The sequence below is a fragment of the Vannielia sp. SX4 genome, from assembly GCF_052828525.1.
On the sequence record NZ_CM128247.1, the window covers coordinates 3,154,303 to 3,175,455 of the forward strand.

At 68.1% G+C, this 21,153-nt stretch carries 21 protein-coding genes; 9 read left to right on the forward strand and 12 right to left on the reverse strand.

The genetic code is table 11. From position 1 onward, the window contains the following. The first annotated feature begins 70 nt into the window (after window positions 1-70). Together ACUXVX_RS15515 and ACUXVX_RS15520 are read left to right on the forward strand one after the other, a co-directional pair. Window positions 71-562, forward strand: a complete 492-nt coding sequence (locus ACUXVX_RS15515; RefSeq protein ID WP_446308999.1) for a DUF2244 domain-containing protein — start codon at window positions 71-73, stop codon at window positions 560-562. Beyond that, a complete protein-coding gene (locus ACUXVX_RS15520; protein ID WP_446309000.1) occupies window positions 562-1,473 on the forward strand; it encodes a hypothetical protein in 912 nt (303 codons plus the stop codon). The genes ACUXVX_RS15515 and ACUXVX_RS15520 overlap by 1 nt, the downstream gene beginning before the upstream one ends. A gap of 93 nt (window positions 1,474-1,566) precedes the next feature. Here the strand turns inward: ACUXVX_RS15520 and ACUXVX_RS15525 are convergent, their stop codons facing one another. Continuing rightward, on the reverse strand, window positions 1,567-2,031 hold the full coding sequence (locus tag ACUXVX_RS15525; protein ID WP_222468695.1) for a GatB/YqeY domain-containing protein: 465 nt from the start codon (window positions 2,029-2,031) through the stop codon (window positions 1,567-1,569). A gap of 242 nt (window positions 2,032-2,273) precedes the next feature. On the opposite strand from ACUXVX_RS15525, the gene carA reads away from it, so the two are divergent. Next, entirely contained in the window at window positions 2,274-3,431 is a 1,158-nt protein-coding gene (gene carA, locus ACUXVX_RS15530) for a glutamine-hydrolyzing carbamoyl-phosphate synthase small subunit (RefSeq protein WP_446309001.1), read from the forward strand. A gap of 158 nt (window positions 3,432-3,589) precedes the next feature. Beyond that, window positions 3,590-5,749 carry a glycosyltransferase family 2 protein gene (locus ACUXVX_RS15535; RefSeq protein ID WP_446309002.1) on the forward strand — a complete coding sequence of 720 codons (2,160 nt, stop codon included), beginning with the start codon at window positions 3,590-3,592 and terminating at the stop codon, window positions 5,747-5,749. Here ACUXVX_RS15535 and ACUXVX_RS15540 read toward each other — a convergent pair. Continuing rightward, window positions 5,724-6,365: a GntR family transcriptional regulator gene (locus tag ACUXVX_RS15540; protein ID WP_222468693.1), complete on the reverse strand. Its 642-nt coding sequence runs from the start codon at window positions 6,363-6,365 to the stop codon at window positions 5,724-5,726. The two genes, ACUXVX_RS15535 and ACUXVX_RS15540, sit on opposite strands and share 26 nt — an antisense overlap. Before the next feature lie 131 nt (window positions 6,366-6,496). Here ACUXVX_RS15540 and ACUXVX_RS15545 point away from each other — a divergent pair, with 131 nt between their 5' ends. Together ACUXVX_RS15545 and ACUXVX_RS15550 are read left to right on the forward strand one after the other, a co-directional pair. Continuing rightward, window positions 6,497-7,141: a pyrimidine 5'-nucleotidase gene (locus ACUXVX_RS15545; RefSeq protein ID WP_446309003.1), complete on the forward strand. Its 645-nt coding sequence runs from the start codon at window positions 6,497-6,499 to the stop codon at window positions 7,139-7,141. Window positions 7,142-7,347: 206 nt separating this feature from the next. Beyond that, a complete protein-coding gene (locus tag ACUXVX_RS15550) occupies window positions 7,348-8,532 on the forward strand; it encodes an FAD-dependent monooxygenase (protein ID WP_446309004.1) in 1,185 nt (394 codons plus the stop codon). 14 nt (window positions 8,533-8,546) lie between these two features. Here the strand turns inward: ACUXVX_RS15550 and ACUXVX_RS15555 are convergent, their stop codons facing one another. From ACUXVX_RS15555 to ACUXVX_RS15565, 3 genes are all read right to left on the reverse strand, one after another. Beyond that, window positions 8,547-9,677, reverse strand: coding sequence for an aminotransferase class V-fold PLP-dependent enzyme (locus ACUXVX_RS15555; protein WP_446309005.1), 1,131 nt, complete (start codon window positions 9,675-9,677; stop codon window positions 8,547-8,549). A gap of 66 nt (window positions 9,678-9,743) precedes the next feature. After that, on the reverse strand, window positions 9,744-10,211 hold the full coding sequence (locus ACUXVX_RS15560; RefSeq protein ID WP_446309006.1) for an Lrp/AsnC family transcriptional regulator: 468 nt from the start codon (window positions 10,209-10,211) through the stop codon (window positions 9,744-9,746). After that, window positions 10,208-10,663 (reverse strand): Lrp/AsnC family transcriptional regulator, encoded by a 456-nt coding sequence (locus tag ACUXVX_RS15565; RefSeq protein ID WP_446309007.1) that lies wholly within the window; start codon window positions 10,661-10,663, stop codon window positions 10,208-10,210. The genes ACUXVX_RS15560 and ACUXVX_RS15565 overlap by 4 nt, the downstream gene beginning before the upstream one ends. Before the next feature lie 136 nt (window positions 10,664-10,799). Between ACUXVX_RS15565 and ilvC the strand changes: the two genes are divergently transcribed. The 3 genes from ilvC to ACUXVX_RS15580 all read left to right on the forward strand — a co-directional run bounded on the left by ilvC (window position 10,800) and on the right by ACUXVX_RS15580 (window position 13,455). After that, entirely contained in the window at window positions 10,800-11,822 is a 1,023-nt protein-coding gene (ilvC, locus tag ACUXVX_RS15570; protein WP_222468687.1) for a ketol-acid reductoisomerase, read from the forward strand. 78 nt (window positions 11,823-11,900) lie between these two features. Next, entirely contained in the window at window positions 11,901-12,818 is a 918-nt protein-coding gene (locus ACUXVX_RS15575) for a DMT family transporter (protein ID WP_446309008.1), read from the forward strand. A 115-nt stretch (window positions 12,819-12,933) separates the two neighbouring features. Then, complete coding sequence (locus tag ACUXVX_RS15580; protein WP_446309009.1) at window positions 12,934-13,455, forward strand: hemerythrin domain-containing protein; 522 nt, start codon at window positions 12,934-12,936, stop codon at window positions 13,453-13,455. Window positions 13,456-13,491: 36 nt separating this feature from the next. On the opposite strand, the gene ACUXVX_RS15585 is transcribed toward ACUXVX_RS15580, so the two are convergent. The 7 genes from ACUXVX_RS15585 to ACUXVX_RS15615 all read right to left on the reverse strand — a co-directional run bounded on the left by ACUXVX_RS15585 (window position 13,492) and on the right by ACUXVX_RS15615 (window position 21,128). Next, window positions 13,492-13,674, reverse strand: a complete 183-nt coding sequence (locus ACUXVX_RS15585) for a hypothetical protein (RefSeq protein WP_261384603.1) — start codon at window positions 13,672-13,674, stop codon at window positions 13,492-13,494. A 157-nt stretch (window positions 13,675-13,831) separates the two neighbouring features. Then, entirely contained in the window at window positions 13,832-15,187 is a 1,356-nt protein-coding gene (glmM, locus tag ACUXVX_RS15590) for a phosphoglucosamine mutase (RefSeq protein WP_446309010.1), read from the reverse strand. A gap of 10 nt (window positions 15,188-15,197) precedes the next feature. After that, on the reverse strand, window positions 15,198-16,193 hold the full coding sequence (gene folP, locus ACUXVX_RS15595; protein WP_446309011.1) for a dihydropteroate synthase: 996 nt from the start codon (window positions 16,191-16,193) through the stop codon (window positions 15,198-15,200). Then, entirely contained in the window at window positions 16,190-16,933 is a 744-nt protein-coding gene (locus ACUXVX_RS15600) for a dihydroneopterin aldolase (RefSeq protein WP_446309012.1), read from the reverse strand. Before ACUXVX_RS15600 ends, folP begins: the two co-directional genes overlap by 4 nt. A gap of 36 nt (window positions 16,934-16,969) precedes the next feature. After that, entirely contained in the window at window positions 16,970-17,539 is a 570-nt protein-coding gene (locus ACUXVX_RS15605) for a L,D-transpeptidase (RefSeq protein WP_222468681.1), read from the reverse strand. Window positions 17,540-17,669: 130 nt separating this feature from the next. Beyond that, the gene (locus tag ACUXVX_RS15610) at window positions 17,670-18,389 is read right to left on the reverse strand and encodes a cell wall hydrolase (protein ID WP_410000875.1); all 720 of its coding nucleotides are present in this window, start codon (window positions 18,387-18,389) and stop codon (window positions 17,670-17,672) included. Window positions 18,390-18,560: 171 nt separating this feature from the next. Further along, the gene (locus ACUXVX_RS15615; RefSeq protein WP_410000862.1) at window positions 18,561-21,128 is read right to left on the reverse strand and encodes a putative PEP-binding protein; all 2,568 of its coding nucleotides are present in this window, start codon (window positions 21,126-21,128) and stop codon (window positions 18,561-18,563) included. Between the last annotated feature and the right edge of the window lie 25 nt (window positions 21,129-21,153).

Here is a 21,153-nt window from a genome sequence, read left to right on the forward strand (position 1 = left end):
GCGCCGCGCGGCACGCGCCCGAGGCGCAGCCCTCTCGCCCCCGCCGCGCCGCGGGGATAAACTCGCCTCCATGCCCTACACATGGCAAACCCCGCCGCCCGACGGCACCCGCGCGGCCCTCTCGGCCTGGCCCTTCCGCTCGCTGCCGAAGGTCGGCTTCGTCTGGTTCATCGGCGGCACGGCGGCGCTGCTCTGCATCCCGCTGATCCCCGCCCTCGGCACGCCGGTCCTCTGGGGCCTTCTGCCCTTCATGCTGGGGGCGCTCTGGCTGCTCTATTTCTTGCTGCAAAAGAGCTACCGCGACGGCGAGATCCTCGAAGAGCTGACGCTCTGGCCCGATCGGCTGCTGCTCACCCGGCAAAACCCCAAGGGCGCGCGCCAGAGCTGGGAGGAAAATCCGCATTGGGTTCGCGTCACCCTGCACCGCAGCGGCGGGCCGGTGCCCTATTACGTCACCCTCTCCGGCAAGGGGCGCGAGGTTGAAATCGGGGCCTTTCTCAGCGAAGAGGAACGCAAGGCGCTCTACGCCGAGCTTGCCGCCCTGCTGCCGCTGAGAGACTGATGGCCCAACAGCCCGCCACCCCCAAATGGAAACGCGCCGCCCTCCGGGCCGCCGCCGCACTCTCGCCTGCGCTGGCGCGCGCGCTCGGGCCTGCACCCTCGGAACAGGCGGCGCTTACGCGCCGCGGCACCTTGCAGGCGGCGCCTTCGGCGCCGGAGGTGGTGTTCATCCTGCCGTTGGTTGGCAAGCACCACGTCGGCGACTGGGCGACGGTGGAGGCGCGTCTCTCAGAGACGCTGACCAGCTTCGCCGCCCAGACCAATCCCCGCTGGCGCGCCCTCATCTGCGGGCAGGACGCCCCCGCCCTGCCGCCCGCGCTCGAAGCCGACAGCCGCATCACCTTCCTGCCCTTTACTGAAGCGGTGGAGGGCAACGACAAATGGCGCAAGCTCGCCGCCCTCTGCCGCGCCCTGCCAACGCAGGGGCCGGAGGATGGCTACGTGATGCCCTTCGACGCCGATGACCTGCTCGCCCCCGGCACGGTGGCCGAAATGCTGGCCCGCCGCGCGCCCGGTGGCTACCTCGTGGAGGAAGGCTGGATCTGGGACGCCGGGCGCGGCACCTTCGCCCGCGCAGCCCCCCGCAGCCTCGCCCAGCCGGGGCAGAAACCGTTCTGGAAGCTCTGCGGCTCCTGCGCCGCCTTCCGCTGCACCCGCGATCCGGGCGATGCGGCGTTTCTGGAGGCGCTCACCGCCCATGAGCACCGGATGTTCCCCTACCTCGCCGCGCTGGCGGGCCGAAAGCTTGCGCCCCTGCACGACCCGGCGGCGCTCTACATCCTGAACCACGGCGAGAACTTCGGCGCGCGGCGCGGGCGGGTGAGCTTCAAGGCGCGGTTCGTGGAGCGGTTTGCCGTGCCGGCGGAGGAAGCGGCGAAAATTCGGGCTGCATTTCCGGCCTTGGACGCTTGAGGCCATCGTCGGCGTGGGGGCGCTGCCCCCACACCCCCGGGATATTTCAAGGACCAATGAGGAGGCAGGCGCGACCGGGCGCCGGGGCGGCCGTCAGGCCAGCCGGTCCTTCACCATCGGGCCAACGGCACCGAAATCCATCTGGCCGGTGTAGCGCTCTTTCAGAATGCCCATCACCCGGCCCATGTCGCGGATGCTCTCGGCGCCAACTTCCTCGATCGCCTCGCTCACCGCGGCCTCGGCCTCGTCTTCGGTGAGCTGGGTCGGCAGGAACTCCTCGATCACCTTCACCTCGGCCAGCTCACGCTCGGCGAGGTCGAGCCGTCCGCCCTCCTCGTAGGCGCGGGCGCTTTCCTGCCGCTGCTTCACCATCTTGCCGAGGATCCCCAGCACTTCAGCATCGGTCACACCGGCCTCGAGGCCGCCGTCCTCGCCCCGGGCGGCGATGTCCTTGTCCTTGATCGCGGCGTTGATGAGGCGCAGCGTCGAGAGGCGCTCGGCCTCCTTGGCCTTCATCGCCTCCTTCAGCGCCGTCGAGACGCGGGTGCGGATATCCATGCGGTAAAAACCCTTGATTGCGCCCGCCGCGCGTGAGTGGTTGCGCGTCCCCCGGGCCAGACAAGGGCGCAACTTACGCCGCCCTCCCGCGTGGGGCAACCCGTGCACCGGGCAACGTGGCGGAAACAGCACGTTTCAACGGCCCGCACGCCGTTCCGGTAGCGGGTTGACGCCTCCCCCGGACCCGCCTAGGAACGGGCGGATTTGCCCGCACTGACCTATGCCCCGAAGGAGTCGCGCCGATGCCCTCAAGCCAGCCCAAGCCCACCGCCTGCCTCGCCCTTGCCGATGGCACGCTGTTCTACGGACAGGGCTTCGGAGCGGAGGGCATCCGCACCGCCGAGCTGTGCTTCAACACCGCGATGACCGGCTATCAGGAGATCATGACCGATCCCTCCTACGCGGGCCAGGTTGTGACCTTCACCTTCCCCCATGTCGGCAACGTGGGCGTGAACCCCGAGGATGACGAAACCGCCGATCCGGTGGCCGAGGGCATGGTCGTCAAATGGGATCCGACGGAGCCCTCCAACTGGCGCGCCGCCGAGCAGCTGCAGGATTGGCTGGCCCGGCGCGGCCGGGTGGGCATCGGCGGGCTCGATACCCGGCGGCTGACCCGCGCGATCCGCCAGCAGGGCGCGCCCCATGTGGCGCTGGCCCATGACCCCGAGGGCAACTTCGACCTCGAGGCGCTGATCGCCGCCGCGCGCGGGTTCTCGGGGCTGGAGGGGCTGGACCTCGCCAAGGATGTTACCTGCGCCCAGAGCTACCGCTGGGACGAGATGCGCTGGGCCTGGCCCGAGGGCTTCACCAAGCGCGAGGGGCCGGGCCACAAGGTGGTGGCCATCGACTACGGCGCCAAGCGCAACATCCTGCGCTGCCTTGCCAGCGCGGGCTGCGATGTGACCGTGCTGCCCGCCACCGCCACGGCTGAAGAGGTGCTGGCCCACGGCCCCGACGGCGTCTTCCTCTCCAACGGCCCGGGCGACCCGGCGGCCACCGGCGCCTATGCCGTGCCGATGATCCGTGAAGTGCTGGCCAAGGAGATCCCGGTCTTCGGCATCTGCCTCGGCCACCAGATGCTGGCGCTGGCGCTCGGCGCGCGAACCATCAAGATGAACCACGGCCACCACGGCGCCAACCACCCGGTGAAAGACCTCACCACCGGCAAGGTCGAGATCACCAGCATGAACCACGGCTTCACCGTGGACAGCCAGACCCTGCCCGAGGGCGTGAGCGAAACCCATGTGAGCCTCTTCGACGGCTCCAACTGCGGCATCGCGGTCGACGGCAAGCCCGTGTTCTCGGTGCAGTACCACCCCGAGGCCAGCCCCGGCCCGCAAGACAGCTTCTATCTCTTCGAGCGCTTCGCCGCGGCGATGAAAGAGCGCGCACCCGCCTGACGCTTCCGGCGGGCTGCGGCCCGCTCGCGCCCCTTCGCGGTTAACCCTTCCTTAACCAAAAGGGCGGCACAGTGGCAGCCGTGGGGCCTTTGGCCTCATCTGCTGCCGGGGGGCTGCCAATCCGTTCCCGGTACCACCAGGGGAAGGATCTGCGCGCCATGAGCCCGCTGCCGAAGCGCCGCATCACCGATGCCGCGCCGTCGCCTGCCGACGGTGCCCTCAGACTGGTCACGCCCGAGCGTCCGGTCGAGACAGATCGCCCCCGCCTCGGCACCATCCTCACCGAAATGGGCGTGCTCTCTCCCGCCGACCTGCTGAAGGGCCTCGCCATGCAGGCCCGCGAGGATGCCCGGCTGGGCGAGATCCTCATCGCCCAAGGCATGATCACACATGCCGAGCTGATGGCGGCGCTCTCCACCCAATGGCGTGCCCGCGTGGTCGATGTCGGTTTCGAGCCGCCCGATCCCCGGCTGATCGACATGCTCGGCCCCGCCAATTGCCTGCGCGATGCCCTCCTGCCCTGGCGGCGGCTCGGCTCGCTGACCGTCATCGTCACCTCCCGCCCGCACCTCTTTGCTCGCAACGTCGAGGCGCTGACCGAGATCTTCGGGCCGGTGGTCATGGCGCTGGCGCAAGAGACAGACATCTATCAGGCGGTGCAAGAGATCCGCGCCAAGGCGCTGGTCAAGCGGGCCGAAACCCGCGTCGACGCGCCAATGAGCTGCCGCGACTTTGTCTCGCGGCGCAAGCAGTGCCTGCTCTTCGCCCTCTGCCTCGCCGGGCTGCTGGCCGTGATCGCCGCGCCCCGGCTCACCTTCGCCCTGCTCACCGGCTGGGCCGTGCTCACCCTCGTGCTGCTGATGGGGCTGAAGGCCGTCGCCACCGGGCTGGCCTGGCACCGGCTGCGGGCCGAGCGCCGCGCCCGCACTCGCGCCGCGCAAATGCTGGAGGCCGAGGCGCAGGCCCGCATGGCCAAACCCGGCAGCCGCGATCCTGTCCCCCTCGCCTCCGCCCTCCCCGCCTTCAACAGCCGCCGGGCGCGGCCCGCCATCGCCCGGCTGCCGGTCGTCTCGGTGCTGGTGCCGCTCTTCCGCGAGGAGCATATCGCCAGCCACCTGATCCAGCGACTCTCCCGGCTGACCTACCCCAAGGAGCTGCTCGACGTTTGCCTCGTGATGGAATCCACCGATGACACCACGCGCCTCACCCTCTCCCGCACGCCGCTGCCGCCTTGGATCCGGGTCATCATCGTGCCGCGCGGCGCGGTGCAGACCAAGCCGCGCGCGCTGAATTACGCGCTGGAGTTCACCCGCGGCAGTATCGTCGGCGTCTGGGATGCCGAGGATGCCCCCGAGCCGGAGCAGATCCACAAGGTGGTGCAACGCTTTCACGAGCGGCCCGCCGAGGTCGCCTGCCTGCAGGGCGCGCTCGATTTCTACAATGCCGGCACCAACTGGCTCTCACGCTGCTTCGCAGTCGAATATGCCAGCTGGTTCCGCGTCGTGCTGCCGGGGCTGGCGCGGCTGGGCTGGCCGGTGCCGCTCGGTGGCACCACGCTATTCTTCCGCCGTGAGGCGCTCGACCAGATCGGCGGCTGGGATGCCCATAACGTCACCGAAGATGCCGACCTCGGAATGCGCCTTGTGCGCCTAGGCTACCGCACCGAGCTGATCGAGAGCACCACCTTCGAAGAGGCCAACTGTCGCGCCCTGCCCTGGGTCAAGCAACGCTCGCGCTGGCTCAAGGGCTACGCACTCACATGGGCCGTCCACATGCGCCGCCCGGCCCGGCTCTGGCGCGACCTCGGCGCATGGCGCTTTGCCGGGTTCCAACTGCTGTTTCTCGGCACGCTGAGCCAGTTTATCCTCGCGCCGTTCCTCTGGAGCTTCTGGCTGATCGTGCTCGGCCTCTGGCACCCGCTCGCTGCATGGCTCCCCGGCTGGGCGATCTGGACCTTGGCCGGCACCTTCTTCGCCTCCGAACTCGTCACCATCGCCACCGGCCTCATGGGCACCCGGCTCGCGGGCCACAAATGGCTCGCCAAATGGGTGCCCACGCTGCACCTCTACTATCCGCTCGGCTCGCTCGCCTCCTACAAGGCGCTCTGGGAGATCGTCACCAACCCGTTCTACTGGGATAAAACCACCCACGGGCTGCACAACCCGGAAGACGAGGTGCTGACCCCGGTGATCGTGGTCGAGCCGCGCTCCGCACCGCGACAGCCGGTCAAACCCCGGCGCGTCACACCGCGCCGAACCGGCCCCGCGCCCGTGAGCCCCGGGCCAAAGCCCGTCAGTCCTGCGCCGCGTCCAGCTTGAGCCGCTGCTCGAAGGCCACCGAAATGTGCCGTCGCAGCGCCTCGCCCGCGCCCGCCTCGTCCCGCGCGGCCAGCGCATCCACGATCGCCTGATGCTCGCCCAGCGCCACCTCGCCCCGCCCCTCGGCAGCCAGCGATGTTGTCGCCAATAGCGCCATCGACCGATGCACCAGGTCGAGTTGCTGGATCAGAAAGCGGTTGTGACTGGCCAAGTGGATCTGCCGATGAAACCGCCGGTTCGAGCGGCTCAGCGCCGCCGGGTCATTCACCCGCGCGCGGTCCTGCTCCACCATCTGGCCCAGCACCTTCACCTCCTCCGCCGTGGCATGGCGGGCGGCCAGCCGGGCGGCCAGCGCCTCCAGCTCGGCCCGCACGATGTACAGCTCCGCCAGCTCGTTGTGATCGAGCGAGGCCACGATCAGGCTGCGCCCGTCCCGCACCAGCAGGGCCTGGGTCTCCAGCCGTTGCAGCGCCTCGCGGATCGGCGTGCGTGACACCCCGAACCGCTCCGCCAACTCGCTCTCCACCAGCCGGTCGCCGGGCTTGTAGGTGCCGTGGTCGATCGCCTCGAGGATCATCCCGTAAGCATCTTTCTGCTGCGGCCGCGCGCTTGGCATAGTGGTTCCTCCGTGTCCTGTCCGGCGAGCCTATGCCCCCGCGCCACCCGGAGGCAAGCGGCCCATGCGCCGCACCCTCTTTGCGGCCCCGCCCCTTGCAGCCCCGCGCCGCCCGCCATAGCGTCCGCCCCATGTCGCACGCCCCCCTCTTCTCCCATGTCGCCGCCTGGGTCTTCGACCTCGACAACACGCTCTACCCGCCCGAGGCCCGCCTCTTCGACCAGATCGAGGTGCGGATGACCGCATGGGTGATGGAGGCGCTCGGCGTCGACCAGCCCGAGGCCAACGCCCTGCGCAAGAAATACTGGGCCGATTACGGCACCACGCTGGCCGGGCTGATGCAGGTCCACGGGCTCGACCCAGGGCCATATCTGACCCACGTCCATGACATCTCGCTCGATCATCTCGAGGCCGACGATGCGCTCGCCGAGGCCATCGCCGCCCTGCCCGGCCGCAAGTTCGTCTATACCAACGGCTCCAAACCTTACGCCGAGCGGGTGCTCACCGCGCGCGGCCTCTCCGGCCTTTTTGACGAGGTCTTCGGCGTCGAGCATGCCGGCTTCCGTCCCAAGCCCGAGCGCGCCGCCTTCGAGACCGTCTTCGCCAAGGCCGGGCTCGATCCGGCCCGCGCCGCGATGTTCGAGGATGACCCGCGCAACCTCGCCGCGCCTCACGCGATGGGCATGCGCACCGTCCATGTCGCGCCCGAGGCACTGGAGGCGCCACACATTCACCACCACACCAGCGACCTCACCGGCTTCCTCCGCGCGCTCTAGCGCGCACCGTTCGGTTGGGTCATCTCCGGGCGTTTTGCATTTTTGTCGTATGCATCGGATGTGCATGGAATGTGCATCATTTGTGCATTGAGGAAATTCGTGGTTAACGCCGTTTTGGCTGCGGCGCACAGGCATTTTTGCAAAACCCCGGCCTGCGCGCATCCGCCCCCTTGGCAATTGCCCGGCCCGCGCCCTAAATCCCTGTCATGGCACGCAAATCCACCGATATCCTGATCGCGGGCGCCGGCATTGCCGGGCTGACCGCCGCCGCCTGTTTCGCGCAGGCGGGCTACAGCGTCACCCTCGCTGCGCCAAGCGCCCCACGGCGCGACAAAACGGAGGGAGATCAACGCTCTACCGCCTTCCTCGACCCGGCCATCGCGCTCTTCTCCGAGGCCGGGCTCTGGGCCGATCTCGCGCCCCACGCCCAGCCGCTGCAAGAGCTGCACATCACCGACACGGTCGGCTGGCCCCCGCAAATCCGCGACTCCCGCGCCTTCGCCTCCGAGGCCCCCGGCACGCCCCCGCTGGCGCAGAACCTGATGAACTGGCGCATTGCGGATGTGCTGCTCAACGCGCTGGAATCGCTGCCAAATGTCACGCTGCACTGGAGCGCGGGCTTTGCCTCGATGGTCACCCGCGAGCGCGAGGCATTGGTGCAGCTCACCGATGGCACCGGCCTGCGCGCCCGCCTCGTTGTCGGCGCTGACGGACGCGAGAGCGCCGTGCGCGAAGCTGCTGGAATCTCTGCCGAAATCTCCCGTTTTGGCCAGAAGGCCCTCGCCTTCTCCGTCACCCACCCGGAGCCGCACCGCAACGTCTCCACCGAGGTCTACAACCAGGGCGGCCCCTTCACCCTTATCCCGCTGCCCGACGAGGATGGCACGCCCACCTCCGCCGTCGTATGGATGAACCCCGGCCCCGAGGCGCAGCGCCTGCAAGCCCTTGACGCGCAGGCCTTTTCTGCCGAGGCCACCACCCGCTCCGCCGGGCTTCTCGGCCCGCTCACCCTCGCCTCGCCCCGCGCCCTCTTCCCGATCATCACGCTGCGCGCCAAGGCGCTCACCGCCCAGCGCACCGCGCTCATAGCCGAGGCCGCCCATGTGGTGCCGCCTATCGGTGCGCAGGGGCTGAACACCTCGCTCAACGACCTTGCCGCGCTGCTGCACACCGCCGAGCCGGAAACGGTGGGCTCCCGGCAACATCTTGACGCTTATGAAAAATCCCGCGCCCGCGACGTGGCCGCGCGGGTCGCGGCCATCGGGCTTTACAACCGCCTCACTCGCTCCGGCCTGCCGCCGCTGCAATCGCTGCGGCTGTCCGGGCTGAAGGCGGTGGCCGATGTGCCACCCCTCCGCCGCGCGGTGATGAAGGCAGGTATGGGCGGTTAACCCGCCCGTAACCTTCAGGCGATAACCTTGTCGAGAACCCGCTCGAGCCGTCCGAGCGTTGCCTCCACATCCGCCAGCTTGTCGAGCCCGAAGAGCCCGATACGGAAACTCTTGTAGTCGGCACCTTCGTCCACCATCAGCGGCACGCCCGCGGCAATCTGCACGCCCTCGGCGGCAAAGGCGCGGCCGGTCTGCAACTCCGGGTCTTCGGTGTACACCACGACCACGCCCGGCGCGCCAAACCCTTCTGCGGCCACGCTTTTCAGGCCCTTTCCGGCCAGAAGTGCCCGCGCCCCGTCGCCCAGCGCCTGCTGCGCGGCCTTCACCTCGCCGAAGCCCCGCGCTTCGGTTTCCTTCAGCGCGTCGCGGAATACCCGCAGCGCATCGGTCGGCATGGTCGCGTGGTAGGCATGGCCGCCCGCCTCGTAACTCTGCATGATCGCCAGCCACTTGCCGAGGTCGGCGGCAAAACTGTCGGATTTCGTCTCCACCACCTTTTCTACGGCCCGCTCCGAGAGCATCACGAGGCCCGCCGAGGGCGGCGCTGACCAGCCCTTTTGCGGCGCCGAGATCAGCACGTCGACGCCGGTCGCTTCCATGTCGACCCAGATGCAGCCCGAGGCGATGCAGTCCAGCACCATCAGCCCGCCAACCTCATGAACCGCCTTGGAAATCTGGGCGATATAGTCGTCCGGCAGGATCATCCCGCTCGCCGTTTCCACATGCGGCGCAAACACCAGCGCCGGCGCATCGGCCTTGATCCGGGCGACGACCTCCTCCACCGGGGCGGGTGCAAAGGGCGCAGTTGCCTCGTTGCCGCCCCGCCGGGCCTTCATCACGATCTCTTCGGAGGGGATGCCGCCTGCGGTAAAGATCTGGCTCCAGCGGTAGGAGAAGAACCCGTTGCGGACCACCAGCACCTTCTCGCCGCGCGCCAGCTGCCGTGCCACAGCCTCCATCGCGTAGGTGCCGCCACCCGGCACCACGGCCACTGCGGCTGCGTTGTAGCATGCTTTCAGGCCGGATGAGATGTCTCGCATAACCTCCTGAAAAGCCTTGCTCATATGGTTCAGCGAGCGGTCGGTGAACACCACCGAGAACTCCAGCAGCCCGTCCGGGTCAATATCTCCGCGCAAGGCACTCATGGGGCGATCCTCCGTTTAAGGTCGCCCATAGCTAGCCCCAAGGCGCGGCAAAGCAAAGCCCGTGTGTCAGCCGAGCGGCCCCCCGAGCGGCCCGGGCCGCCGCTCCTCGGTGAGCAGCACGTTGGCCTCCACGTTGCCCACGCCGGGCAGCGCCATGATCCGCCGCCGCAGCACTCGCTCGAAGTCGGCCAGATCGCGCGCCGTCACCCGCAGGCGGTAGTCATAGAGGCCCAGCACATGCTCCACAGTCTGCACCTCCGGGATCGCGCTGACCGCGCGCTCGAAGTCCTCCAGCGAGACCTGCCCCTTGGTGGCCAGCTTCACGCCCAGAAACACGGTCACCCCGAAGCCCAGCTTCTCGGCATCCAGCCGCAACCGCTGGCCGCTGATCGCCCCCGCCTCGCGCAACCGCCTGATCCGCCGCCATGCCGCCGGTTGCGAAAGCCCCAGCCTGCGCCCGACCGCGCCCGCCGAGAGCCGCCCATCCGCCTGCAAGGCCTTGACAATTTCCCAGTCGAGGTCATCCAGGGTCATACCGGCAGCGCCTCCTGCACCTTGATCCGGCTCACATGCATCAGCGCCTCGATGTCGGCGATATGGGGCAGCGCCATGATCTTCTCGCGGTAGATGCCCGTCCAATGCCCCATATCGCGGGCGATGACCTCCAGCCGCACGTCGACCCGGCCCAGAAAGGTTTGAATTTCAGTCACTTCCCGAACAGCGCGCGCGGCCTCGAGAAATTCGTCAAAGGCGCGTGGTAGGGTTTTGTCGAGCGTGATCCGCAGGCTCACCCGCACTGCAAATCCGAGCGCCTCCCAGTCGATCATCGCTTCCTGCCCCCGGATCACCCCTTCGCGCTCCATCCGCTCCACCCGCCGCCAAGCCTGCTGAGCAGAGAGGCCGACGCGTTCGGCCAGTTCGGCGGCCTTCAGCGTGGGTTCGGCCTGAAGTTGGCGCAGAATGCGCCTGTCGTGATCATCGAGCATGATTTTACTGCCAGGTTCAAAATTGACGAATGATCTTTTCACTCAGAGCGCCAAAAACGTCAACTCCAACTCTCCCCCAAGCGCCAAAGCACAGCTACAACCCGCCGCAATGCAACCACGCCCCGGAGGGACTGACATGCGCGTTTATTATGACCGCGATTGCGACATCAACCTTATCAAAGACAAGAAAGTGGCCATTCTCGGCTACGGCTCGCAGGGCCACGCCCATGCGCTGAACCTGCGCGACAGCGGCGCCAAGAACGTGGCCGTCGCCCTGCGCGAAGGCTCCCCCTCGGCCAAGAAGGCCGAAGGCGAAGGCCTGCAGGTCATGGGTATCGCCGAAGCCGCCGCCTGGTGCGACCTGATCATGTTCACCATGCCCGATGAGCTTCAGGCCGAGACCTACAAGAAATACGTGAAGGACAACCTGAAGCCCGGCTCCGCTATCGCCTTCGCCCACGGCCTCAACGTGCACTTCGGCCTGATCGAGGCGCCCGAGGGCGTTGACGTGATCATGATGGCCCCCAAAGGCCCCGGCCACACCGTGCGCGGCGAATACACCAAGGGCGGCGGCGTGCCCTGCCTCGTGGCCGTCCACAACGACGCCACCGGCAAGGCGCTCGAAATCGGCCTGTCCTACTGCTCCGCCATCGGCGGCGGCCGCTCGGGCATCATCGAGACCAACTTCCGCGAAGAGTGCGAAACCGACCTCTTCGGTGAGCAGGTCGTGCTCTGCGGCGGCCTCGTCGAGCTGATCCGCATGGGCTTCGAGACCCTTGTCGAGGCGGGCTACGCCCCCGAGATGGCCTACTTCGAGTGCCTCCATGAGGTGAAGCTGATCGTGGACCTGATCTACGAAGGCGGCATCGCCAACATGAACTACTCGATCTCGAACACCGCCGAGTATGGCGAGTATGTCTCCGGCCCGCGCATCCTGCCCTACGACGAGACCAAGAAGCGCATGAAAGAGGTGCTGACCGACATCCAGAAGGGTGTGTTCGTGCGTGACTTCATGCAGGAAAACGCCGTTGGCCAGCCCAACTTCAAGGCCACCCGCCGGATCAACGACGAGCACCAGATCGAGGCCGTGGGCGAAAAGCTCCGCGCCATGATGCCCTGGATCTCCGCCGGCAAGATGGTCGACAAAGAGCGCAACTAAGGCGCTGCCCGCAGCGGCAAATGCAAGATCGAGCACCCCCGGCCACCGCGCCGGGGGTGTCTTTTTCAGGAGATGAAGATGAACGTGCAAGCCCCTGAAATTACGGCCAGAAGCTGGGCGATGATTGCAACGCTCGGCGTGGTCTGGGGGGGCACCTTCATGGTGCAGAGCATCGCGCTGCAAAGCACGCCGCCGTTCTGGGTGGCCTCCGCCCGCATCGGCTTTGCCACCCTGCTCACATGGGTCGTCTGGCGCTGGCGCGGAGGGCTCATGTTCACCACCGGGCAAACCGACTGGCCGCGCCTCACCCTCGTGGCGCTGCTCTCCTCGGCGGTGCCCTTCATGTGCCTGAGCTGGGGCCAGCAGTTCGTGCCCTCGGCCTTTGCCGGTGTCTCTATGGCCAGCGTCACCCTCTTCATCCTGCCGCTCGCGCATCTCTTCCTGCCCGGCGAGCGGATGACCCTGCGCCGCACGCTGGGCTTTCTGCTCGGCTTCGCCGGAGTTGCGGCGCTGATCGGGCCAGAAGCGCTTTCAGCCACCGGCGCGGCGAACGAGAGCTGGGGCCGCGCCGCCTGCCTCGCGGCGGCGGGTTGCTATGCCGTCTCCTCGGTGATGATGCGCCGCCTGCCGCCGATCGACCCCATCGGCCTCACCTTCGCGACCCTCGCCATCGGGGCGCTGCTGGTGATCCCGGTCGCTGTGCTCGCCCACGGCGCGCCCGCCAACCCGGGCCTCACCGGCCTTCTGGTGCTCGCCCTGCTCGGCCTCGTGCCCACCGCCGGGGCCAACCTGCTGCGCATCCTCGTGATCCGCTCCGCCGGGCCGGTGTTCATGAGCCTCACCAACTACCTCGTGCCGCTCTGCTCCATCCTCTTCGGCTGGCTCCTCCTGTCAGAGCAACTGCCCGCCTCGCTCTTCCTCGGCATGGCGCTGATCCTCTCCGGCGTTTTCCTCAGCCAATGGGGCGCGCTGACCCGCCTGTTCCGCCGCCCCTGAGCGCCAGCGCACAGGTCACAGGGCCGAGGCGCGCATTGATATAACATAACACCGCCCCCATCTGCCCCGCATGACCAACCTTCATGTGAGCACAAGAGGGGGCCTGCCGACTGACATGCAGACCCTCCTTCGGGCCACCCCGCGCGAAACCTGGCCGGGGCACCCGAACTTCGCCGCCTCCGTCGCCAAGTGGATGGGGGCTCACCAGATGTTCCGCGACCTCGCCCGCGTCACGCGGGAGGATACCGAGGCCTATCTCGACAAGGAGATGGAAGACGCCGCCTTCACCCGCTCCCTCGCCCGCTACGGCGACCGGCTGGTGCGCAACCTCCACGGCCACCACGCTTGGGAGGATCGGCGGTTCTTTCCCGAGCTGAACGCGGCGGATGACCGCTTCGAGGCCGGGCTGGAGATGCTGGAAAGCGACCATGTCGAGATGGATGCCCTGCTGGAGCGTTTTACCGGCAAGGGCAACCGCATCATCCAGCTGGCCCATCTCGACCCGCCGCAAATGGCCGAAGAGGCCCGCGGCTTCCATGACGAGGCCGTGGCGGCAGAGGCCTTCTTTGCCCGTCACCTGACGGATGAGGAGGATCTCGTGGTGCCGATCATCCTGCACCACAAGCTGCGTGGCTGATGGCGCGGGCCTGCCCCTACCGGCAGGCCCAACCCCTCACGCCGCCGGATCGAGCCGCACGTTTGCGTCGATCTGCGGCGCCATCGTGCACCACCGCTCGCCGTTATAGACCCAATGCGCCTCGCGGGTCTCGGCCCGCAGCACCACCCGGTCCTCCGAGAGGTCCATCAGGTGGGCGGGCATCAGGGATAAAAACAGGTAGAGGGCTTCGGTCGTCATGCACATGGGAAGGCTCCTTGCGGGCTGCTCGAATGGTCCTCCCATGAGACAAGCCTGCGCCTTTTCTGCGGTGCAGCATAGCCTGCTGCGCCACCCGCATGACCGCCCGCAGCCTATCCCTCGAAACTGAGCAATTTCTGAACCGGGCGCCCGGAAATCAGGCAGCAGGCGCTCCGGCGGCCTCCACCTCGGCCACGATGCTGTCCACGACGCGCTCCAAAAGCGCCTCGTCCTCGCATTCGGCCATCACCCGGATCAGCGGCTCGGTGCCGCTCTTGCGGATCAGCAGCCGCCCCTGCCCGGCCAGTTCGGCCTCCGCCGCCTCCAGCCGCGCTTTCACCGAGGCAGCTCCCAGCGGGTCGACCCCCGCCTCGTAGCGCACGTTCTTCAACAGCTGCGGCACCGGCTCGAAGCTGCGGGCCAACTCGCTCGCCTTGCGGCCCGTGCCCACCATCGCGGCCAGAAACTGGATGCCCGCCAGCAGTCCGTCGCCCGTGGTGGCATAATCGGTCATCACGATATGGCCCGACTGCTCGCCGCCAAGGTTGAACCCGCCCGCGCGCATCCGCTCCACCACGTAGCGGTCGCCCACCCCGGTGCGCTCCAGCCGCAGGCCCTTGCCCTCAAGGAAGCGCTCCAGCCCGAGGTTGCTCATCACCGTGGCCACCAGCGCGCCACCCTTCAGCAGCCCCAGCTCACCCCAGCGCCCGGCCAGCAGCGCCATCACCTGGTCGCCATCCGCGATCTCGCCGTTCTCGTCGATGATCATCACCCGGTCGGCGTCGCCATCGAGGCAGATGCCCACATCCGCCCCATGCGCCACCACCGCCTCGGCAGCGGCCTGCGGCGAGGTCGAGCCGCATTTTTCGTTGATGTTGTAGCCGTTGGGTGAAACCCCCAGCGGCACCACCTCGGCGCCCAGTTCCCAGAGCACTTCGGGCGCGGTCTTGTAGGCCGCGCCATTGGCGCAATCGACCACCACCTTCAGCCCGGAGAGCGACGCCCCCACCGGAAAGCTCGCCTTGGCCCGCTCCACATAGCGGAAGCGGCCATCGTCGATCCGCTTGGCACGCCCGATGTTCTCGGCCGCCGCAGGCTCCACGCCCGAAGCCACCAGCGCCTCGATCTCCTCCTCGGCTTCGTCCGAAAGCTTGAAGCCGTCCGGCCCGAAAAACTTGATCCCGTTGTCATGGGCCGGGTTGTGCGAGGCGGAAATCATGATGCCCAGATCGGCCCGCATTGAGCTGGTCAGGTAGCCCACAGCCGGCGTCGGCACCGGGCCGAGCAGCAGCACGTTCATGCCTGTGCTCGTCAGCCCCGCCGTCAGCGCATTCTCGAACATGTAGCCCGAGAGCCGGGTGTCCTTGCCAATCACCACCCGGTGGCCGCTGGCCCCGTCCCGGCGGAAGTAGCGGCCCGCCGCCGCGCCCAGCTTCAGCGCCATCTCGGCGGTCATCGGGGCGGCGTTGGCCCTGCCCCGCACCCCGTCGGTTCCAAACAGCGTCCTGCCCATAGCGGCCCCCTCACATACCCCATTGCGCGCCAGCGAGCCTCAGGCCCTGCCGGGTTTCCCGCGCATCATGCACCCGTAATAGCTGCACCCCCTGCCCTGCGGCAAGCACGGCCAGCGCAAGGCTGCCGGGCATCCGGGCCACCGGTTCTTCGGCCTCGCCGATGGTGCCGATGAACCGCTTGCGGCTCACCCCCAGCAGCACCGGGCACCCCAGCGCATGAAAGAGCGAGAGTCGCCCAAGCAGCGCAAGGTTGTGCGCCATCGTCTTTCCAAAGCCGATCCCCGGGTCCACCACGATCCGCTCTCGCGCGATCCCGGCCGCCTCCGCCGCCGCGACACGCTCAGCGAGGTGGTCATACACATCGAGCAGCACATCGGTGTAGCGCGGGTCGTCCTGCATGGTCTCCGGGCTGCCCTGCGCGTGCATCAGGCAAATCGGCGCGCCCGCGTCGGCGGTGACCTGCGCGATATGAGGGTCGAACAGCATGGCCGACACGTCGTTCACCATGTCCGCCCCCGCCGCCAGCCCGGCGCGCGCCACCTCGGCCTTGCGCGTGTCGACCGAGATCGGCGTGCCGCAGCCGGATTCCCGCAGCGCGGAGATCACCGGTGCCACCCGCCGCGTCTCTTCCTCAACCGATACCTCCTCGGCCCCGGGGCGCGTGCTTTCGCCGCCGATGTCGAGCATGTCGGCCTCGGCGGCCAGCGCCAGCCCGTCCTCCAGCTCTTGCCCGAAGTGGCTGCCCCCGTCCGAAAAACTGTCTGGCGTCAGGTTCAGAATGGCCATTACGCGCGGCGCATCCATCGTCAGCCCGGCCACGGGCGCGCGCGGCGCGGTGAGCGGGGCCATCTCTTCCGGCGTCAGCGCCGCCACCGGCAGCACCGCAGGCGCGGCCTCGCGGCTCAGCACTTCCACCCGGTCAAACCAGCACCAGCCGCCAGCCAGCGTCACTGCGCCTTCCGGGCGGGCCGGGTCGGTCTGCACCAGCGGGCGGATGTATCTCATTTAGCCAGCTCCCGCGCGATCCAATCCGCCAGCGCCTCGGGGCGCGGCTCGGGTTGCTCCACGGCGGCGAGCACCAGCCGGGAGGGTGCCCAGAAGGCCGGGATGCCCTGCGCCGCGCAAAAGCCGATCTCGGTGCGCGACGAGACCACCCGCGCGCCCTCCACCGCCTCGGCCGCGATCCAGGCCGCCTGCTCCATCGCCAGCAGCATCACCCGGCCCTTGGCCTCGTCGCCCCGCGCCTTGGGCACATAGCCCGGCGTGACCACGTAAAGCACCGGCCCATCGGCGGGCGGCACGGCGGAGCCGAGCACCATCAGGCACACCTCGGGCACAGCGGCGGGCAGCGCCACGGGCTCCACCTCGCCCCGAACCCGCAGTGCCTCGACGCCCAGCACGAATTCGCCACGCTCCAGCTTGTCGATCCGCACCGCCATGCGGGCCACGCGCGGCTCCGAGAACACCCGCGCCGCGATCCTGTCCACCAGCGTTTCCAGCAGGTCCACCCGGCCCTCGGCGAGCGAGGCATCGACCGCGCCGATCAGCGTGTCGTAGCTCACCACCTTGTCCACATCGTCAGCCGGTGCTTCGCCCTCGACCTCGGCATGCACCTCGAAGCAAAGTTTCTGCACCACGCCGCGCTCGTCGGCAAAGGCGCCGATCTCCACGTCGCGATAAAGTTCACGAAGAGCGATCACGTCACGCGGGGCGTGAACGGAAAAGGCGAGGCCGGTTTCATCCATGCCTCGCCTCAAATCACGGCCCGTGGCCAAGATCAATCAGATCACGCGCACCTGCGTGCCCACCGGGGTCAGCTCGAAGAGCTCGGCGATCAGCTCGTTGTAGGTGCCGATGCAGCCCGAAGACGAGCGGCGCCCGATCTTGCGGGTGTCATGGGTGCCGTGGATCAGGTAGGCGGGCCAGCTGAGATACATCGCATGGGTGCCGAGCGGGTTGTCGGGGCCCGGCGGCATGTAATGCAGGCTGGGGTCGCGCTTCATCATCGAGGGGGTCGGGGTCCAGTCCGGGCCGACCTTCTTGCGCACGATCTCGGTGTAGCCGGTGCGCTTGAGGTCGTCGGTCAGCGGCACTGAGGTCGGGTAGACCTTGTAGATCGAGCCATCGCCCGACCAGAAGTGAAGCGCCCGGCTGATGGTGTCGCAAACGATCGTGGCCTTGCCCAGATCGCTGAAGTGGTCGCGCCAGTTCTGCGCCTGAAAGCTCGATGCGTTGCGGCGCACCTTTTCCTGGCTGCGAATGGCGGTCGGGTCGATCTGCTCGGCCCAGCCCACGGCGGGGGCGGCGGCCAGCGCGGCGGTGCCGGCAAGAAGGCGTCGTCTGGAAATCATGCTATGCGTGCCTCTGTCACGAATATCGGGTTGCCCCTCACCTGCCATGTCCGGGCAGGCATCGCTACTCACATATCAGTGAAACGGAATACGACATGGCAGCGTTGCGCCGCCGCCATGCCGCTGCGGTTCAGGAGCGCGGGTGGCGGTAGAAGCTGTGCACGCCGATCCGGGCCGTGCGCGGAAACTTCCGGGCCCATGCCGGGTTCACGGCGTTGGTGTGGTAGTGGGTCGCGCCGGCAGTCAGGGCGCGCGGGGCGCCGTTGAGCATCAACCATGCGATCTTGCCCACGCGCGAGTAGGCCGCCGGCTCGCGGATGGCGTCGGAGTAGCCATCGCAGGTGTAGGTGAACTGGCACTGGTACTTGCGGCCGGTGCCCTGATGGATCACGCCACAGACCGAGCCGGGGTAGAGGCCGGATTTGACCCGGTTCAGGATCACCTCGGCCACGGCGAACTGGCCTTTCACCGTCTCACCGCGCGCCTCGAAGTAGAGCGCCTCGGCGAGGCAGGCCCACTCGGCGCCGCCCTTGCGGGCCGGCTGACCATCGATCCAGTCGCGGCTGTAGCTGACCTTGATCGTGCCGGGGGTGCCGAAGCTGCTGCGCGGGGTGGTGGCGAGCCGTTTGATCCGCTTGCCGCTCACCGCCTGAAATGCCTTGCGCTCGCGGCCCAGAAGGGCATCCAGCTGACGGTCCAGCGCCGGATCGGCGGGGGCCGTGGCCTCGATCACTTCCGTCGGAACGGTGGAGGTCGACATCACGGTTTCAGCGTGGGCGGGGGCGGTCGCGGTCGTCAGGCTCAAAAAGGTGACGACCAGCGCGGGCATATTCCGGCGCAGGTTCAGCATCATCGTCTCGTATTCGCAGCACGTCCCAGGCTCGTGCCAAGCCGAGGGGGCGCTTAGCGGATGACACAACGGCCTGTCTACCCCGTGGGGTCCAACCGCGACCGATAGGCGCGGTTTTGCCCAGATTGTTTCCGTTTCGTGACCAATCGGCCCCGATTGTTGCAGAAAATCTTAACGGAGCCCTGTCGGCTCGTCGCCCACCTGATCGCGAATCGCGAGGTGCGCGGCGGCCAATCTGGCAACCGGAACGCGAAAAGGCGAGCAGGAAACGTAGTCGAACCCCGCTTCGCGGCAGAAGGCGATGGTGTCGGGGTCGCCGCCATGTTCGCCGCAGACCGAGAGCGTCACGCCGGGCCGCGCCGCCCGCGCCCGCTCGGCACCCAGCATCAACAGCTCGCCCACCCCCTCCTGATCGAGGGTGTGAAACGGGTCTTCCGGGTAAACCTGCTGCTGCACGTAGGCGCCCATGAACTTGCCCGCATCGTCGCGGCTGAGGCCATAGGTCATCTGCGTCAGGTCGTTGGTGCCAAAGCTGAGAAAGGTCGCATGCCCAGCAATATCGCCCGCCCGCAGCGCGGCACGCGGGGTCTCGACCATCACGCCGAGGCGGTAGTCAAAGTCCGCGCCGGTCTCGTTGCGCACCGCGGCGGCCACCCCGTCGATCCGGGTCTTCAGAAGCTCCACCTCGCGGCGGGCGCTGACCAGCGGCAGCATGATCTCGGGCACCACATGGGCGCCCTTGCGGCCCACGGCCACGGTGGCCTCGAAAATCGCGCGCGCCTGCATGTCGTAGATTTCGGGCACCGTCACGCCCAGCCGCACGCCCCGCAGGCCAAGCATGGGGTTGAACTCTGTCAGCGCCTCGACCCGGTGCATCACGTCGCTCACCGGCAGGCTCAGCGCCTCCGCCAGCGCCCGCGCGCCCTCTCGGTCGGAGGGCAGAAACTCGTGCAGCGGCGGGTCGAACAGCCGGATGCACACCGGCTGGCCCACCATGATCCCGAACAGTTGGGTAAAATCCTCGCGCTGCATCGGCAGCAACTGGTCGAGCGCGGCACGGCGATCTTCCTCTGTATCGGCGAAGATCATCTCGCGCATGACCATCATGCGCCCTTCCTCGAAGAACATATGCTCGGTCCGGCAGAGGCCAATGCCCTCGGCCTTGAACATCCGCGCCGTCTGCGCATCGGCCGGCGTGTCGGCATTGGCACGAATGCCAATGTCTCGCGCCTCATCGGCCCAATCGAGCAGCGACTGAAAGCTGTCATCCAGCGCCGGCTCCAGCATATCGACCTCGCCCGCCAGCACCTCGCCGGTCGAGCCGTCGATGGTCACCAGATCGCCCTCCTTCAGCACCCGCCCGTCCACGGTGCGCAGGGTCTTCTTTGAGGTCGAAAGCCGGATGCCACTGGCGCCAACGATACAGGGCAACCCGAGGCCACGGGCGATCACGGCGGCATGGCTCGTCATCCCGCCACGCTCCGTGAGGATGCCGTTGGCCACATGCATCCCGCGAATGTCTTCCGGCGTGGTCTCGCGGCGCACCAGCACGCAGGGCTCGCCCTGCGCGGCGTGGGATTGCGCCGCATGGGCCGAGAACACCAGCTTACCGATGGCGCCGCCGGGGCTGGCGGCAATGCCGCGCACCACCACGTCGCGCTTGGCCTTCGGGTCCACCTGCGGGTGCAGCAGCTCGGGCAACGCGCGCGGCTCAACCCGCAGCACCGCCTCTTCGCGGGCGATGATCCCCTCTTCGGCCAAGGCCACGGCGATCTTGAGCGCGGCACGCGGGCTGCGGCTGACGCGCACGGCGTCGAGCACGCGCAGCTTGCCGCGCTCCAGCGTGAACTCGATCTCCATCTCCTCGCGCAGCCTTGCGCGGCAGGTCTCGGCCATCTCGGTGAGCCGGTCGAAGATCTCCGGCTGTTCGGCCTCCAGCGAGGGGCCGCGCGGGTCTTCCAGCAGGTACAGCGCCCCGCCGCCTGCCTCCAGCGCATCGCGCAAAAAGCTCTGCCGCAGGTACCGGCCCGAAACCCGGCGCACGCCCGTCACCTGATCGACAAAGCGGATCACGCCCGAGCCGCTCTCGCCCGGCCCCACGCCCAGCGCCATCTCCTGCACCACAAGGCCCAGCCCCGCATCAGGCGGCGCCCCGCGGGCCTGCCGCAGCAGCCTTGCGGTCGTGCCCTCCCAAGCCCGCGCCATCGAGCGCAGAACCTCGGTCAGCTGCACCTCCGCATCCTGCGGAAACGGCTCGTCGGCCTCTTCCTCGTAGATGATCAGCGCCTGTTTCAGCCGCTCGGTCGCATCGGTATCGGTCAGGTCGAAGGCATCGGCATCGAGCCGGGCCACATGCACCGCGTAGCTCTGGATGAACCGCAGGTAGAGCACCGAGGCAGCGTCTTCACCGTGGGTCTGGCTCAGTTCCAGATGCCGCCGGTCGTTCATTCCGATGTTCAAGATCGCGCCCGGCCCGCCCCAATCCGGGTCCTGGCTGGAGGGGCGCACGCAGAGCAGCGAGCGCTCGCCGAAGGTCGCCAGCAGCTGCGCCACGTCAAACCCGAGGCCAGAGGCCAGCCCTTTTACCGCACCGAAGGAAAGCGCCACCGTATGGGGCACCGGCAGGCCCAGCCGGATCAACCGTTGCAGGCACTTCGCCCGTCCGCCATGGGTCGAGGACGCCATCGTCGCGGTGGCGGTGATCTCTGTAAATCCGGCGATCTGGGTCGGTTTCTGCAACGCAGCAATCCTTTCTGTGGCGCAG